Source organism: Luteimonas sp. Soil_C_5, assembly GCF_057656615.1.
Window position 1 is genome coordinate 735,779 of record NZ_JBDGKA010000003.1, and the last position, 15,387, is coordinate 751,165.

At 69.9% G+C, this 15,387-nt stretch carries 15 protein-coding genes; 11 read left to right on the top strand and 4 right to left on the bottom strand.

What is annotated here, in order from left to right; translation table 11 throughout:
• The first annotated feature begins 278 nt into the window (after window positions 1-278).
• The 5 genes from prmA to AC3A5K_RS11745 all read left to right on the top strand — a co-directional run bounded on the left by prmA (window position 279) and on the right by AC3A5K_RS11745 (window position 5,567).
• Window positions 279-1,193: a 50S ribosomal protein L11 methyltransferase gene (gene prmA / locus AC3A5K_RS11725; protein ID WP_487617695.1), complete on the top strand. Its 915-nt coding sequence runs from the start codon at window positions 279-281 to the stop codon at window positions 1,191-1,193.
• Between the two features lie 39 nt (window positions 1,194-1,232).
• Complete coding sequence (locus AC3A5K_RS11730) at window positions 1,233-2,318, top strand: DUF3426 domain-containing protein (RefSeq protein ID WP_487617696.1); 1,086 nt, start codon at window positions 1,233-1,235, stop codon at window positions 2,316-2,318.
• A 118-nt stretch (window positions 2,319-2,436) separates the two neighbouring features.
• A complete protein-coding gene (fis, locus tag AC3A5K_RS11735; protein WP_487617697.1) occupies window positions 2,437-2,706 on the top strand; it encodes a DNA-binding transcriptional regulator Fis in 270 nt (89 codons plus the stop codon).
• Between the two features lie 274 nt (window positions 2,707-2,980).
• Window positions 2,981-4,582: a bifunctional phosphoribosylaminoimidazolecarboxamide formyltransferase/IMP cyclohydrolase gene (purH, locus tag AC3A5K_RS11740; protein WP_487617698.1), complete on the top strand. Its 1,602-nt coding sequence runs from the start codon at window positions 2,981-2,983 to the stop codon at window positions 4,580-4,582.
• Window positions 4,583-4,673: 91 nt separating this feature from the next.
• Window positions 4,674-5,567 (top strand): hypothetical protein, encoded by an 894-nt coding sequence (locus AC3A5K_RS11745; RefSeq protein WP_487617699.1) that lies wholly within the window; start codon window positions 4,674-4,676, stop codon window positions 5,565-5,567.
• Between the two features lie 85 nt (window positions 5,568-5,652).
• Here the strand turns inward: AC3A5K_RS11745 and AC3A5K_RS11750 are convergent, their stop codons facing one another.
• Entirely contained in the window at window positions 5,653-7,128 is a 1,476-nt protein-coding gene (locus tag AC3A5K_RS11750; RefSeq protein WP_487617700.1) for an alanine/glycine:cation symporter family protein, read from the bottom strand.
• Window positions 7,129-7,282: 154 nt separating this feature from the next.
• Between AC3A5K_RS11750 and purD the strand changes: the two genes are divergently transcribed.
• The 6 genes from purD to AC3A5K_RS11780 all read left to right on the top strand — a co-directional run bounded on the left by purD (window position 7,283) and on the right by AC3A5K_RS11780 (window position 13,148).
• A complete protein-coding gene (gene purD, locus AC3A5K_RS11755) occupies window positions 7,283-8,581 on the top strand; it encodes a phosphoribosylamine--glycine ligase (protein WP_487617701.1) in 1,299 nt (432 codons plus the stop codon).
• 27 nt (window positions 8,582-8,608) lie between these two features.
• Window positions 8,609-9,100 carry an acyl-CoA thioesterase gene (locus AC3A5K_RS11760; protein ID WP_487617702.1) on the top strand — a complete coding sequence of 164 codons (492 nt, stop codon included), beginning with the start codon at window positions 8,609-8,611 and terminating at the stop codon, window positions 9,098-9,100.
• Window positions 9,101-9,170: 70 nt separating this feature from the next.
• On the top strand, window positions 9,171-10,193 hold the full coding sequence (locus tag AC3A5K_RS11765) for a Kelch repeat-containing protein (protein WP_487617703.1): 1,023 nt from the start codon (window positions 9,171-9,173) through the stop codon (window positions 10,191-10,193).
• Window positions 10,194-10,248: 55 nt separating this feature from the next.
• On the top strand, window positions 10,249-12,213 hold the full coding sequence (locus tag AC3A5K_RS11770; protein WP_487617704.1) for an MFS transporter: 1,965 nt from the start codon (window positions 10,249-10,251) through the stop codon (window positions 12,211-12,213).
• A gap of 90 nt (window positions 12,214-12,303) precedes the next feature.
• A complete protein-coding gene (locus AC3A5K_RS11775) occupies window positions 12,304-12,702 on the top strand; it encodes a CD225/dispanin family protein (RefSeq protein WP_487617705.1) in 399 nt (132 codons plus the stop codon).
• Complete coding sequence (locus AC3A5K_RS11780; RefSeq protein WP_487617706.1) at window positions 12,702-13,148, top strand: DUF2752 domain-containing protein; 447 nt, start codon at window positions 12,702-12,704, stop codon at window positions 13,146-13,148. Before AC3A5K_RS11775 ends, AC3A5K_RS11780 begins: the two co-directional genes overlap by 1 nt.
• Before the next feature lie 6 nt (window positions 13,149-13,154).
• Here the strand turns inward: AC3A5K_RS11780 and nudC are convergent, their stop codons facing one another.
• The 3 genes from nudC to AC3A5K_RS11795 form a co-directional block, all read right to left on the bottom strand.
• Complete coding sequence (gene nudC / locus AC3A5K_RS11785) at window positions 13,155-14,042, bottom strand: NAD(+) diphosphatase (protein ID WP_487617707.1); 888 nt, start codon at window positions 14,040-14,042, stop codon at window positions 13,155-13,157.
• Window positions 14,043-14,130: 88 nt separating this feature from the next.
• Window positions 14,131-14,505, bottom strand: a complete 375-nt coding sequence (erpA, locus tag AC3A5K_RS11790) for an iron-sulfur cluster insertion protein ErpA (protein WP_487617708.1) — start codon at window positions 14,503-14,505, stop codon at window positions 14,131-14,133.
• A 32-nt stretch (window positions 14,506-14,537) separates the two neighbouring features.
• Window positions 14,538-15,275, bottom strand: coding sequence for a DUF6776 family protein (locus tag AC3A5K_RS11795; RefSeq protein ID WP_487617709.1), 738 nt, complete (start codon window positions 15,273-15,275; stop codon window positions 14,538-14,540).
• Window positions 15,276-15,387 lie beyond the last annotated feature (112 nt).

The window sequence follows — 15,387 nt, forward strand, 5'->3', positions numbered from 1 at the left end:
AGGAACCGTGCGCGCGGTCGCGTCCCGGCGCTCGTCCCGGGTCCGGGCCGGAACCTTGACGTCCCGCATGCAGGCGCTTGCCCAGGGTGAGGCTCCTCCTGCCCAGGCGCGCCCATGCCGACCCAGCCGCGATCTCCCCGCCTCGCGATGGCCGTGCCTCCGAAGGCCGCCCATGTCCTGCCGGAACCCGACTCCGCGCGCGCGCGGGCCGCGGGGCTTTACGTGCCCGCCCCCGGCCGCCACCATGCCGCCCCCTTCCCCCCGTCCGGAACGCCTCGATGCCCCACCTCGAACTGAGCCTGCAATGCAGCGAAGACGAGCAGCCGCGCTACGCGCGCGCACTCGAGGAGGTCGGCGCGCTGGCGGTCACGATGCTCGACGCCGATGCCGACACCGGCAACGAGCAGGCGATCCTGGAACCGGGCGTCGGCGAGACCCCGCTGTGGCATTCGGTCGTGCTGACCGCCCTGTTCGAAGCCGATACCGATGCGCTGCAGCTGCTGGCCGCGCTGGACACCTGCGACAGCGGCCTGGACTGGACCCGTGCGGGATTCCGCACCGTCGAGGACCAGGACTGGGAGCGCGTGTGGATGGACCAGTACACGCCGCTGCGTTTCGGCGCGCGCACCTGGATCGTGCCCTGGAACCATGCGCTGCCCGACGAGGCCGGCGACGACGCGGCCGTGGTGCGCCTGGATCCCGGTCTGGCCTTCGGCTCCGGCACGCACCCGACGACTTCCCTGTGCCTTCAGTGGCTGGACACGCTCGCGGCCGAAGGTGCCTTGCAGGGCCGCACCGTGCTCGATTACGGCTGCGGCAGCGGCATCCTCGCCCTGGCGGCACTGAAGCTGGGCGCCGCGCACGCGGTCGGCGTCGACAACGATCCGCAGGCGCTGCAGGCCTCGGGCGACAACGCCGAGCGCAACGATGTCGGCAACGCCCTGAAGGTCTTCCTGCCGGCCGAGGCGCCGCAGGCCACGTATCCCGTGGTGCTCGCCAACATCCTCGCGTCCGCGCTCGACGCGCTGGCCGAAGTGCTGGCCGAGCGCGTCGAACCGGGAGGCCGGATCGCGCTGTCGGGCATTCTCGACGGCCAGGAAGAGGACCTGCTGCGCCGCTACCGGCCCTGGTTCGAGCAGCTTGCGGTGACCCGCGAAGGCGACTGGGTCAGGATCGACGGCGTCCGCCGCTGACGGGCGCGCGACGCCCGGATGCCGTGATTCAATAGCGGCATGTTCATCAACTGCAAGCACTGCGGCACGCTCGTCGCCACCGATCCGGTGAGCGACCTGCCGCCCGAGCGCTGTCCGCGCTGCCGCGGTGCCTTGCGTGCCCCGGCGCCGTCGACGCCTTCGGTGGCCACGCTGCTCAGGCAGGCGCCTCCTGCGCCTGCGCCGACCTCCGAGCGCGCTACGCCTGCGGTGCCGGCCGGCTCTGTGGCGGCGTCACCCGCTCCGGCAGTTCCGCCCACCACGCCCACCACGCCTGCGACGCCCTCGCCCGCCGCGGCGACACGCGCGCGTCCCGAGGCGCCGGCGGTCGCGCCTGATGCCGCACCGGCCGTGGCCACCGCGCCTGCAGCCGGAGGCACGCCGCCTGCAGACCCCGCGCCGCCCGCCGCGCCTGCGCCGAAATCGACGCCGGCTCCGACTCCGGAGGCCGCCGCGACGCTGGCTGCCGCCGGACCGCCGGCATCGCCCGCCACCCCGGACGCCGCGGCCGAATCGCCTTCGCCCGTCGCCACGCCCATGCCTGACCGGCGTTCGGCAGGACGCCTGCCCGGGCCTGGCATCGCGCGCACTTCGCCGAGTTTCGCGCGGCGCGTCCGCGCGGCCGGCGCCACGGATTCGCTGCGGCAGCGCCGGCTGTTGCTGGGCGGCGTGGTCGCGCTGTCGCTGATGCTGGTGCTGCAGGTCCTGCTGGCCGACCGCGCCCGTCTCGCCCGTGATCCCGGCTGGCGACCGCTGCTGACCACGGTCTGCGCCGTCCTGCGCTGCAGCCTGCCGCCCTGGCGCGAACCGGCCGCGCTGACGCTGCTGGCGCGCGACGTGCGTCCCGATCCCGACACACCCGCGCATCTGCTGGTCCACGCGACCTTCCGCAACGACGCGCGCTGGGCACAGGGCTGGCCGCATCTGCGGCTGACGCTGTCGGACGTCGACGGACGCGCGGTCGGCACCCGCACCTTCGCGCCCGACGACTACCTGTCCGACCCCGATCGCGGCGAGACGCTGGACGCGGGCCAGAGCGCCGACGTGCGGCTGGTGCTGCGCGAACCGGACGGCCGCGCGGTCTCGTTCGCCTTCGATTTCATCTGAGCGCACACACCCGCGATCCGTTGTTCCGATCTCCGCGCGCGCGATAGACTGGCCCGCCGTTCCGGACCGTCGGCGCCTGCGCCGGCCGTACCGTCGACGCCCTCCGCCGAGATCCGACTTGAACGCAGACCGATCCGAACCCAGCACGGTCGACGTGGCGCGCATTCCGTTGCGCGAACACGTCGCGACCTCGATCCAGCGCTATCTCGGCGATCTCAACGGCAACGACACCGACAACCTCTATGAGGTCGCGCTGCGCGAACTCGAGATTCCGCTGTTCGTCGAAGTGCTGAATTTCTGCGATGGCAACCAGAGCCGCGCTGCGGCGATGCTCGGCATCCACCGCGCCACGCTGCGCAAGAAACTGCGCGAATACGCGCTGGTCTGAGAACCGGCTCAAGGCCCGTCGCGAGCGCAGTCGGATGGCGCGTGGCGGCGCGCAGGAAGCGCAGCGTATGCGCGATACGTGCGCATTGTGTCCGCCATCCATGGCGTCCACCCTTCGGGCCAGCGGCAAGCGCTGTCGGGAATCGCCATCCGGCGATGCCTTCCGAGCACCGCCCGCGCGCCAGCCTGCAAGCGCAGCAGGGCATTGCGCCGGTCCGGAGCCGCCGGCGCACGGCCGTTATAATTCCCGGCTCCCTCGCCCGCAGTCGACTCCCATGACCGTCTCCGTTCCGTCCGGCGCGCCCACCGCGATCCGCCGCGCCCTGTTGTCCGTGTCCGACAAGACCGGCCTGCTCGATCTGGCCCGCGCGCTCGCCGCGCGCAACGTCGAACTGCTGTCGACCGGCGGCACCGCGAATGCGATCCGCGAGGCCGGCCTGCCGGTACGCGACGTCAGCGACGTGACCGGCTTTCCCGAGATCATGGACGGCCGGGTCAAGACCCTGCACCCGAAGGTGCACGGCGGCCTGCTCGGGCGCCGCGGCACCGATGACGCGGTGATGGCCGAACACGGCATCGACGCAATCGACCTGCTGGTGCTCAACCTCTATCCGTTCGAACGCGTGGCCTATGCGCCCGACGCGAAGTTCGACGACATCGTCGAAAACATCGACATCGGCGGCCCGGCGATGCTGCGCGCGGCGGCGAAGAACTTCGCCCACGTCGCGGTCGCGACCGATCCGGCGCAGTACGACGCGCTGCTGGCCGAACTCGATGCGAATGATGGCGCGCTGTCGGCGCAGACGCGCTTCGCGCTGTCGGTCGCCGCGTTCAACCGCGTCGCGCAGTACGACGCGCGCATCAGCGACGTGCTGTCGTCGATCGCCGAACCCTCCGATGCCGGCGCCGCGCAGCGCGCGCCGTTCGGCGGCCAGAGCAACGGCAGTTTCGTCAAGGTCATGGACCTGCGCTACGGCGAGAACCCGCACCAGCAGGCGGCGTTCTATCGCGACCTGCATCCGGCGCCGGGCACGCTGGCGACGTTCGAGCAGCTGCAGGGCAAAGAGCTTTCGTACAACAACATCGCCGATGCGGATTCCGCGTGGGAATGCGTGCGCCAGTTCGATGCGCCGGCCTGCGTGATCGTCAAGCATGCCAATCCCTGCGGCGTCGCCGTGGGCGCGGCGTGTGGCGATGCCTACGAGCTCGCCTACGCGACCGATCCGACCTCGGCGTTCGGCGGGATCATCGCGTTCAACCGCATGCTCGATGCAGCGACGGCGAAGGTGATCCTCGACCGCCAGTTCGTCGAGGTGCTGATCGCGCCCGACTACGAGCCGGGCGCACTGGATTACGCCACGAAGAAGGCCAATGTGCGCGTGCTGCGCATTCCGCATGGCGAGGGTCGCAACACAATCGACGTCAAGCGCGTCGGCTCAGGCCTGCTGATGCAGAGCGCCGACCTGCGCGACGTGACCGCGGACGAGCTCAAAGTCGTGACGAAGATCGCGCCGACCGCCCCGCAGCTGCGCGATCTGCTGTTCGCCTGGCAGGTGGCGAAGTTCGTGAAGTCGAACGCGATCGTCTACGCGAAGGATCACCGCACGATCGGCGTCGGCGCCGGCCAGATGAGCCGCGTGTATTCGGCGCGCATCGCCGGCATCAAGGCCGGCGACGCAGGCCTGGTCGTGCCCGGTTCGGTGATGGCGTCCGACGCGTTCTTCCCCTTCCGCGACGGCATCGACGCCGCGGCGGAAGCCGGCATCCAGGCGGTGATCCAGCCGGGTGGTTCGATGCGCGACGGCGAAGTGATCGCCGCCGCCGACGAACACGGCATCGCGATGGTGTTCACCGGCGTGCGCCACTTCCGCCACTGAGTGCGGACCGCGGCTGCGTCACTCCAGTGACGCGGCCGTGCGGACCGCGCTGTTAGCGTCGACGCCTCCGCTCCGTTGTGAGGCCATCGCCATGCATCCACGCGCCGTGCCGCGCCGCCTGTTCGCGCCCTTGATGGCCGTGCCGCTCGCCCTGCTGGGCGCGTGCCAGCCGGCTGATCCGCCGGCCGCGGTCGCGCTGCCGGCAACGATGCCCGAGGCACTGCAGCCTGCCGATGCGCCGCTCGCCGTGACCGGCGTGGCGGACGCGTCGGTCGGCCTGTCCGGCGCAGCGGTACGCGCGTATCTGGTATCGCAGTACGGCGAACTCGCGCAGCTGACGGGCGATTGGCCGGGCACGCCGTTGGCCGGCCAGGACCTGGGTGAGGCGCCTGCATTGCGCGAGGTCTGCGCCCGCGCCGGCGTCGGCACCGTGGCCGCGCCTGCCGAACTCGTCGCGGTCTGCGGCATCCCGGACGGGGCCGGTCACGTCACCGCGGCAATCACTGATTTCTTCCTGCTGCGCGGCGAGCCCGCCATGCCTGCCGCGAAAGCGCATCTCCAGGTCTTCGGCAGCATGGGCGACATCGCCGACATCGAGATCCGGCGGTTCGGCCCGGACCTGCACGGCTTCGTGATCGACAGCGGATTCACCGGTCAGGGCCTGACCGTCCTCAACCGCTCGATCGTGCTGCCGCGCGCAGCGACCTTCCACGAAGCAGCGACGCTGCCGGGCGCGATCGACAACCGCGGCGCCATGCACGGCTGCGCGGAACGCGACGCGTGCTATCCCGACGCCGCGTTCGACGTCACCTTCGATTTCGTCGTCGACAACCGAGATGCCGCGGCGACGGTCTGGCCACTGCGGGTGCGCGAACGCGGCGAGGCCTGCGGCCGGCAGATCGACACCACGCATGCGGTGCCGTTCGACGCAGCCACCTCCACGTGGATGGTGCCGGCCGCCCTGCAGCGCGAAGGCTGCGACTGAACCATCGCGTTTGCGGGAGCGGGCCTGCGCGCGATGGGCGGTCTCATGACAGCGCTCGCGCGCAAGCGCGCGCCCACATGCCGCCTCAGTTTTGCTTCGAAACCGGCGCCACCGTCTTCTCCGCCGTCCAGATGCTGCGATCGATCGCATCGCCCAGCTCCGGGAAATCCGCCGCGTCCAGTCGCGGTGATGCATCACCGGCGCGGATCTTGCGGTCGTAGTCGCGGGTCAACTTGATCGCCACGCCCGACAGCAGCACGACCGCGATCAGGTTGACCGTCGCCATCATGCCCATCGCCGCATCGGCGGTATCCCAGACGATATCGAGCTTGGCGAACGCGCCCCAGGCCACCATCGCCAGACTGCCCAGGCGCAGCAGCAGGATCGAGATGCGCCCGCCGCGCAGGAACATCACCGCGCTTTCGGCATAGGCGTAGTTGCCGAAGATCGACGTGCCGGCGAAGAAGAACAGCACCACCGCGATGAAGGTCGGGCCCCAGTCGCCGAAGTGGAAGGCCATCGCCTGCTGGGTCAGCACCGCGCCGTCGCCACCGGCGGTGTCGAGCGCACCCGACATCAGGATCATCAGCGCGGTCGCGGTGCAGATCACCAGCGTGTCGACGAATACGCCGAAGGACTGCACCAGACCCTGGCTGGCCGGATGGTGCGGCACCGGCGTCGCGGACGCGGCGATGTTCGGCGCGCTGCCCATGCCGGCTTCATTCGAGAACAGGCCACGCTTCACGCCGTTGAGCAACGCGACCGCGAGACCGCCGAGCACGCCGCCGGCCGCCTGGTCGAGACCGAAGGCGCTGCGCACGATCAGCGCCAGCATCGCCGGCACTTCGGTGATGTTGCTGAGGATCACCCAGGCCGCGAGCGCGAGATAGGCCAGCGCCATTACCGGAATGATCATCTCCGACATCTTTGCGACACGGCGCAGGCCGCCGAAGATCACCGGCGCCGACAGCGCCACGAGCACCGCCGCCGTCCAGCCCGGATGGATGCCCCAGGCGCCGGTCACCGCTTCGGAAATCGAATTCGCCTGCACTGCGCTGAACACGAAACCGAAGGCGAGGATCAGGCATACCGAGAAGATCGCGCCCAGCCAAGGTTTGCCCAGGCCATGGGCCATGTACAGCGCCGGTCCGCCGCGATAGTGGCCCACCGCATCGCGGCGCTTGTACAGCTGCGCCAGCGCGCTCTCCACATAGGCCGTGGCCATGCCGAAGAACGCGACCACCCACATCCAGAACATCGCGCCCGGACCGCCGACCGTCAGCGCGATCGCCACGCCGACCAGATTGCCGGTGCCCACGCGCGACGCGAGGCTGGTGCACAGCGATTGCAGCGGCGAGATGCCCGCGTTGTCGTCGCCCGTGCCGCGCACGAGGCCCGAAATCATCTTCGGAAACCGACGGAACTGGATGAAACCGAGGCGCACGCTGAACCAGATACCGACCAGCGGCAGCACACCGACCAGCAGGTAGTTCCACAAGACGCCGTTGATGCCGCCGACGATGGGCGCGAGCATGTTCTCGATCAGCTGGACCAGATCCATCGTCGGTCACGACTCCGTTGCGGCGAAACGATCGAGTCTAGCAACCGGTTCCGGGTCGACCCGTCGGCATGGCGGCGCGGCCCTCGATCCGCGTCCAGCGAGGGCCGCCGCGACGCCGTAAACTGGCGGCCCCTTTGCATCCGGTCTGTTGCGCATGAAGAAGGTCCTCGTCATCGGTGCCGGCGGTCGCGAACACGCGCTGGCGTGGAAGATCGCGCAGTCGCCGCAGGTCGGCGAAGTCCTGGTTGCGCCGGGCAATGCCGGGACCGCGAAGGAAGCCGGCTGCCGCAATGTCGACGTGGCCGCGACCGATCTCGATGCGCTGCTGGCCTTGGCGAAGTCGGAACACATCGACGTGACCGTCGTCGGTCCCGAGGCGCCGCTGGTCGCGGGCGTCGTCGATCGTTTCCGCGACGCCGGCCTGCGCATCTTCGGACCCACCGCGGCCGCCGCGCAGCTCGAAGGCAGCAAGGCCTTCGCCAAGGATTTCCTCGCGCGGCACGCGATTCCGACGGCGGGCTATTCGGTATTCACCGATGCCGACACCGCGATCGAGTACGTGCGTCAGCACGGCGCACCGACCGTCATCAAGGCTGACGGCCTCGCCGCCGGCAAGGGCGTGATCGTGGCGATGTCGCTGGAAGAAGCCGAGGCCGCGATCATCGACATGCTGTCGGGCAACGCGTTCGGCGCGGCCGGTGCGCGCGTGGTGATCGAGGAATTCCTCGACGGTGAGGAGGCGAGCTTCATCTCGATCGTCGACGGCGCGACCGCGCTGCCGATGGCGACCAGCCAGGACCACAAGCGCGTCGGCGATGGCGACACCGGCCCCAACACCGGCGGCATGGGCGCGTATTCGCCCGCGCCTGTGGTCACGCCCGAGGTGCATGCGCGCGTGATGCGCGAAGTCGTCGAGCCGACCGTGCGCGGCATGATCGAGGACGGCGTGCCGTTCACCGGTTTCCTCTACGCCGGCCTGATGATCGACAAGAGCGGCGCGCCGAAGGTCATCGAGTTCAACGTGCGCTTCGGCGATCCGGAAACACAGCCGGTGATGCTGCGTCTGCAGTCCGACCTGCTGGATCTGGTCGAAGCCGCGATCGACGGCCGGCTCGATGGCATCGAAGCGCAATGGGATCCGCGTCCGTCGCTCGGCGTGGTGATGGCCGCCGAACACTATCCGGGCACGCCACGCACCGGCGACGTCATCAATACCTGGGACACGCCGCCGCTGGCCGACACCAAGGTCTTCCATGCCGGCACGAAACTCGACGCGCACGGCCAGGCCGTGACCGCCGGCGGACGCGTGCTGTGCGTGGCCGCGCTGGGCGACACCGTCGCCGATGCGCAGGCGCGCGCCTACGGCGAACTCGCCGGCATTTCATGGCCGGGCGAGTTCCACCGCCACGACATCGGCTGGCGCGCGATCGCACGCGAACGCGGCGACGTCTGATCCTTCTTTCCCGCCGAGGCCAAGACCATGATTCCAGGCAACGCCCAGCTCAGCATGACCGTGCTGATGACGCCGGACATGGCGAACTTCTCCGGCAACGTGCACGGCGGCACGCTGCTGAAGTATCTCGACGAAGTGGCCTACGCCTGCGCCAGCCGCTACGCCGGCCGCTACGTGGTGACGCTGTCGGTCGATCAGGTGACGTTCCGCGAACCGATTCATGTCGGCGAGCTGGTGACCTTCCTCGCGTCGGTGAACTACACCGGTCGCACGTCGATGGAAGTCGGCATCAAGGTCATCACCGAGGACATCCGCAACCGCGCGGTGCGCCACACCAACAGCTGCTTCTTCACGATGGTGGCGATGGACGAGGACGGCCGCTCGACGCCGGTACCGCCGCGCGAACCGCAGACCGACGAAGAGCGTCGCCGCTTCCGCCAGGGCCAGCAGCGTCGCGAAATCCGTCAGGAACTGGAAGAGCGCTATCGCGCCGTGCGCGACGAGACTGCGCGGGACTGATCACGCCCACTGCGGCACCATGACGCAACAGGCGCAGCGGGATCGCCGCGCGCACGTCGAAGGAGCCCGCATGATCCGTCGTTCCCTGCTCGTCCTCGCACTCGCGCTGCCGCCGCTCGCCGGCAATGCGAGCCCGCCGACCGTCGAGGCCACCGCTGCTGCGGAAGACGCGTCCGCATGGCGCACGCAGACCTCGGACACCACACCGGTCGCGCGACACGAGAACGCCTTCGTCGCACTAGAAGGAAAGCTGTATCTGCTCGGCGGTCGCGGCGAACGCCCCCTGGAGATCTTCGATCCCACGACCGGCCTGTGGACGCAGGGCACCGCGCCGCCGCTCGAACTGCATCACGTGCAGGCGGTCGCGCACGACGGCCACCTCTGGTTGCTCGGCGCGCTGACCGGCGATTTCCCGGATGAACCGGGCGTGCCTGCCGTCTGGATCTACGACCCGGTCGCGGACGCGTGGCAGGAAGGGCCGGCCGTGCCCGCGCATCGCCGTCGCGGCGCCAGCGGCGTGGCCGTGCACGACGGCCTGTTCTATCTGGTCGGCGGCGTGACCCGCGGACATACCGGTGGCTACGTGCCGTGGCTCGATGTCTTCGACCCCGCCAGGGGCACCTGGCGCGAACTGCCGGACGCACCGCATGCACGCGATCATTTCCACGCGGCCGTGCTCGACGGGCATCTCTATGCCGCCGGTGGACGCACCAGCGCGCATGGGGGCGGCGCGCCGATGCGTTCGGTCGTCGCCGTCGACGTCTACGACATCGCAGCCGGCACCTGGACCACGCTCGATGCGCCGATTCCGACGCCGCGCTCGGGCACGGCGACCATCGCGCACGGCGGCCGCGTGCTGGTGCTCGGCGGCGAGAGCGACGCGCACCGCCATGCGCACGATGAAGTCGAAGCCTGGAACCCGGCCGCGGGTCGTTGGGACCGCCTGCCCGCACTGCCCGTCGGCCGCCACGGCACCCAGGTGACGACGCTCGACGGCGCGCTGCATATCGTCGCCGGCAGCGGCAACCGCGGTGGCGGCCCGGAGCTCGCCGATCACCTGGTGCTGGACGCGCCCGCGCCCGACGCCCGCTGACGCGCACACCGACATGCGTGCCTGCTAGGCTCCGCGCAATCGCACAGGAGCCTGCATGTCCGGCCAGTCCCAGTTCGCGCTGCTGAAGCAGCGCCGCTTCCTGCCCTACTTCACGGTCCAGGCGCTGGGCGCGTTCAACGACAACGTCTACCGGCAGTCGATCATCGCGCTGCTGTTCTTTCTCGGCGTCAGCACGGCGGAGCGCACGCTCTACACCAACCTCGCACCGGCACTCTTCATCCTGCCGTACTTCCTGTTCTCGGCGATTGCCGGGCAGATCGCGGAGAAGGTCGAGAAGCAGAAGCTCATCGTCATCACGACGACGATGGAGATCGTGATCATGTCGGTCGCGGCTGCGGGCTTTCTGCTCGAGAACATGCCGGTGCTGCTGGTCGCGCTGTTCCTCACCGGTACGCAGTCCACGCTGTTCGGCCCGGTGAAGTATTCGATCCTGCCGTCGGTGCTGCGGCCGGAAGAACTCACCGGCGGCAACGGTCTCGTCGAGATGGGCACGTCGATCTCGATCCTTGTCGGCATGATCTACGGCGGCCTGGTGTTCAAGCTCGCCGGCAGCTATGGCCCTGAGGCCGCGGCGGTGTCGGTGATCGTGCTGGCGGTGGCGGGCAACGTCGTCGCGCGGATGATTCCCAAGGTCGACGCCGGCGCGCCCGAGCTCAAGATCAACTGGAACCCGATCCCCGAATCGCGCGCGATCCTGCGTCTGGCCAAGCGCCAGCTCGCCGTGCGCAACGCGATCCTCGGTGTGTCGTGGTTCTGGTTCGTCGGCACGGTGCTGACCGCGCAGCTGCCGACCTACGCCGAACTGCACCTGGGCGGCGTCGCCAACGACACCGCGCTCTACATTTTCGCGCTCGCGCTGTTCTCGATCGGCGTCGGCGTCGGTTCGCTGCTGTGCGAGAAGCTGTCGGGGCGCTCGGTCGAGATCGGCCTGGTGCCGATCGGTGCGTTCGGCATCACCGCGTTCCTGCTGGATCTGTATTTCGCGCGTCCCGGCGCGCCGCCGGACACCGGGCTGACGATCGCGCAGTTCCTCGGCGACTGGGCCGGCTGGCGCATCGTCACCGACCTGACCGGCATCGGCCTGTGCACCGGCCTGTTCGTCGTGCCGCTGTTCGCGCTGATCCAGAGCCGCACGCCGAAATCGGAACTCTCGCGCGTGATCGCCGGGCTCAACATCCAGAACTCGTTCTTCATCGTGACCGCCGCGATCCTCGGCGTCCTGCTGCAGATGGACGGCTTTACCGTCGGCGGCGTGCGCGTGCCGCTGCCGGGGCTGAGCATCCCGCAGGTGTTCCTGGCGCTGGCGATCGCCAACGGTCTGGTGGCGCTGTGGATCTTCACCATCGTGCCCGAGTTCCTGATGCGCTTCGTCAGCATGCTGCTGGTGCGCGTGCTCTACCGGCTGCGGACGCGCGACGTCGAAGCCTCGGTCCCGGCCGATGGCGCGGCGCTGATCGTGTGCAACCACGTCAGCTACATGGATGCGCTGCTGCTGTCGGCGGCGATCCCGCGCCCGGTGCGCTTCGTCATGTACTACCGCATCTTCAACGTGCCCGGCATGCACTGGATCTTCCGCAACGCCAAGGCGATTCCGATCGCCGGCGCGAAGGAGGATCCCGCGCTGATGCAGCGCGCGTTCGACGCGGTGGATGCGGCACTGGCCGACGGTGAACTGGTCGGCCTCTTTCCCGAGGGCAAGCTGACCCGCGACGGCGAGATTGCCGCGTTCAAGTCGGGCGTCGAACGCATTCTCGAACGTGCCGCCGCGCGCGGCCAGCGCGTGCCCGTGGTGCCAATGGCGCTGCGCGGGATGTGGTCCAGCATGTGGAGCCGGCGCAGCGATGCGGCGGCCGGCGGACGCCTGGCAAAGATGCGCGTGCCGCGCCGGTTCCGGGCCCACGTCGACGTGGTGGCCGCGCCGCGGATCCACGATGCCTCCGACATCGATGCGGCCGCGCTTGAGGCCCAGGTGCGCCTGCTGCGCGGCGACGCGGCCTGACGCGCACATGCGCAGGCCGGCGGTACAGTAGCGCCGACCCCTGCCGCGATCCGCCGCGACAGGTCTGCATGTCCTGTCCTGGAGATCGCGATGAGTTCGATACCGCCCCTTCCGCCGGCGCCGCCGCCTCCGCCGGGTGATCCCTACGGCGCGCCGTCCGCTATGCCCGGCACGCCGATCGCACCCGGCACCGTTCCGACCTATCTGGTGTGGGCCATCATTGCCACCGTGCTGTCGGTATGCCTGTGCTGCATCGTCGGCACGATTCCCGGCATCGTCGCGATCGTGTTCGCGGCCAAGGTCAACACGCTGCTCGGACTCGGCGACCTCGCCGGTGCGCAGCGCGCGTCCAATACCGCGAAGATCTGGTGCTGGGTGACCACGGGCCTGTGCATCGTCGGCCTGCTGTGGACGATTTACTCGCTGACGCTCGGCGGCGGCATGCAGCAGTACCAGATGTTCATCGACCAGATCCAGACCGGCATCTGATGGACATCGCCGGCCGCCACGCGCCGCATCGTCGCCCCGCCATCACGGTCGCCCTCGCGGGGGCCGGGCTGGCGGCGGTGGGGATGGGCGCGTGGCTGCTGCGCACCTTCGATCCGACCGCACCCGGCAGCCCGTTTCCGCCATGCATGTTCTACGCCGCGACCGGCTGGCACTGCCCCGGTTGCGGCCTCACCCGTTGCCTGCACGCGCTGGCGCATGGCGATCTGCCGCAGGCGTTCGCAATGAATCCGCTGCTGCTGGTCTTCATTGTGCTGGCGCCGGTATTCGTGGCCTGGCATGCAGGCTGGCGCCCGGCCGTGCTCAGGCCAGTGGCCCGCTGGATGTCGACGGCGACGTTCTGGCTGACGCTGCTGGCGGTCTACGGCATCGCCCGCAACCTGCCCTGGGCCCCGTTCCACTGGCTGGCGCCGGGCGGACTGGGCTGAGACCCGTCAGCGCTGCGCCGCGCCGGTGTGCGCGGCGTGCCACTGCGCGATCAGCCAGCGCGAGATCGACGAGCGCGGCGACAGCAGCAGGTCCGGATGATCATCCTGCAGTGCGCGGCCGATCGTCTCGACATCGAACCAGCGCGCGTCTTCCAGTTCGTCGTTGACGCGCGGCGCGTCAGGCTCGGCTTCGGCGACGAATCCCAGCATCAGCGACGACGGAAACGGCCAAGGCTGCGAGGCGAGATAGCGGCAGTGCCGCACCCGCACTGCGCTCTCCTCGAACACTTCGCGCACCACGGTCTGTTCGAGGGTTTCGCCCGGCTCGACGAAGCCGGCCAGCGTGGAATAGCGATGCGCCGGCCACGCGGCCTGACGCCCGAGCAGCAGCCGCTCGCCATCGGTGACGGCGACGATGACCGCAGGATCAGTGCGCGGGTAATGCTCGATGCCGCAGCCGGTGCACCGTCCCAGCCAGCCTGCGCGGGCGTAGTCGAGCGCAGACCCGCAGGCGCCGCAGAACCGGTGCCGTTCGCGCCAGTGCAGCACCGCGCGCGCCTGCGCGAAGGCGGTGGCCTCGCGGGCCGGCCATTGCAGGGCGGCGGTGCGCAGATCGACGAAGCCCTGCGCCGACAGGACGACCGGCGCGTCCGCGACCGGCAGGGCGAACCAGGCCAGTTCCGCCTGCAGGCCCAGGAACACCGCGCCATCGGGGCGACGTCCGACCGCGGTGCCGATCAGGCGCGGCGGCGCGCGATCGGCATCGACCGCCGCGTCGCCGCGTGCATCGAGCACGAGGACGCGCGCGTCCGGCCACAGCCGGTCGAGGGCGGCGGAATCGGTGCGCAGATGTTCCGCGCGATCGAGAGGGGCATCGACGAAGCTGAAGTCCATGCGGCGATTATCGCCAGATGCGGCGTGCCTGCGGTGACAGCGACTTGCGACTGCGGAAGCCCCGGCTGGACCCGGGCCGGCGTGGACATCAGACGGTGAAGCTGGAGCCGCAGCCGCAGGTCGACTTCGCGTTCGGATTGCGGATCGTGAACTGCGCGCCGTGCAGGTTCTCGACGTAATCGACCGAAGCGCCCATCAGGTACTGCAGGCTCAGCGGATCGACCACCAGGGTGACGTCGTCGGTGACGATCGCAAGATCGTCCTCGCCCCGCTGTTCGTCGAACTCGAAGCCGTACTGGAAGCCGGAACAGCCGCCGCCCTGGATGTACACGCGCAGGTTCAGGGCCGGATTGCCTTCGCCCTCGATCAACTCGCGCACTTTCGACGCCGCAGCCGGCGTGAAGTCGAGCGGTCGATCGAGCGACTGGTAGCCCGGAGCGTCGAGGGAGAAGACTTCGTTCATGGCGGACAGGATGGGGGTCCTGCCCCCCACCTTCAAGCGTCGGGCGCGGAACGCGGCGTCACATCGGCCCAGCTGAACGCCCGCTCGACCGCGCTGCCGCGCTCGGGCGCCAGGCGCACGGTGACCCGCAGCGGCTGGAAGCCCGGTGGCAGCACGATGTCGCCTTCGACCTGCTGGAAATACTTGAACGAGTAATCCACGCCTTCGGCATCGTCGCTCTGGCGCAGGTCGGTCCAGTCCAGGGTCTCCAGCCTGCCGTCGCGCGTGCCTTCGATGGCGAGGCGCATCTCGCCGGTGCTGGCGGCCTCGCGGCTGAGGCTCTGGGTCAGCGTGGCGGTGTAGTGCCAGCCCTGGTCGGTCCGCGGCTGCAGCCGCAGCTCGTGCACGGTGAGGCCGCGGCGCTGCGCGGTGGAGCCGACGAACCGCTCGTAGAACGCGACATCCGCGCGCAGCGCGGCGATCTCCTCGTCGCGCTCGGCCAGCGTGCTCTGCACCTCGCGGTTGGCATCGCGGCTGATCTGGTCGGACCGCGTCAGGGTCGCGACCTGCTGCTGCAGCTGTTCGAGCTGGGCGGCCTGGTCGGTCAGCTGGCGCTGCGGATGGCTGCTGCCGGGGGCGAACACCTGCCACGCGCCCCAGAGGCCGAACAGCAGGGCGAGTGCGACGATGACGCATGCGCCTGCAATCCAGCGCAACCCCGGTGTCTGCGGCGGTGTCGGTGTCGGCGGTGCGGACGCAGGCGTCGGTCCGGTGGAAACGGGTTCGGTCATCGCCACGGTATAGCGAGGCGGCCGAAGGGGCGTCAAGCCGGGTCCCTGCCTATACTCGCCGGCGTTGGGCGGCGGTTGTCGTTCGCACCGCCGCCGCCAGCCGGGAGACGAG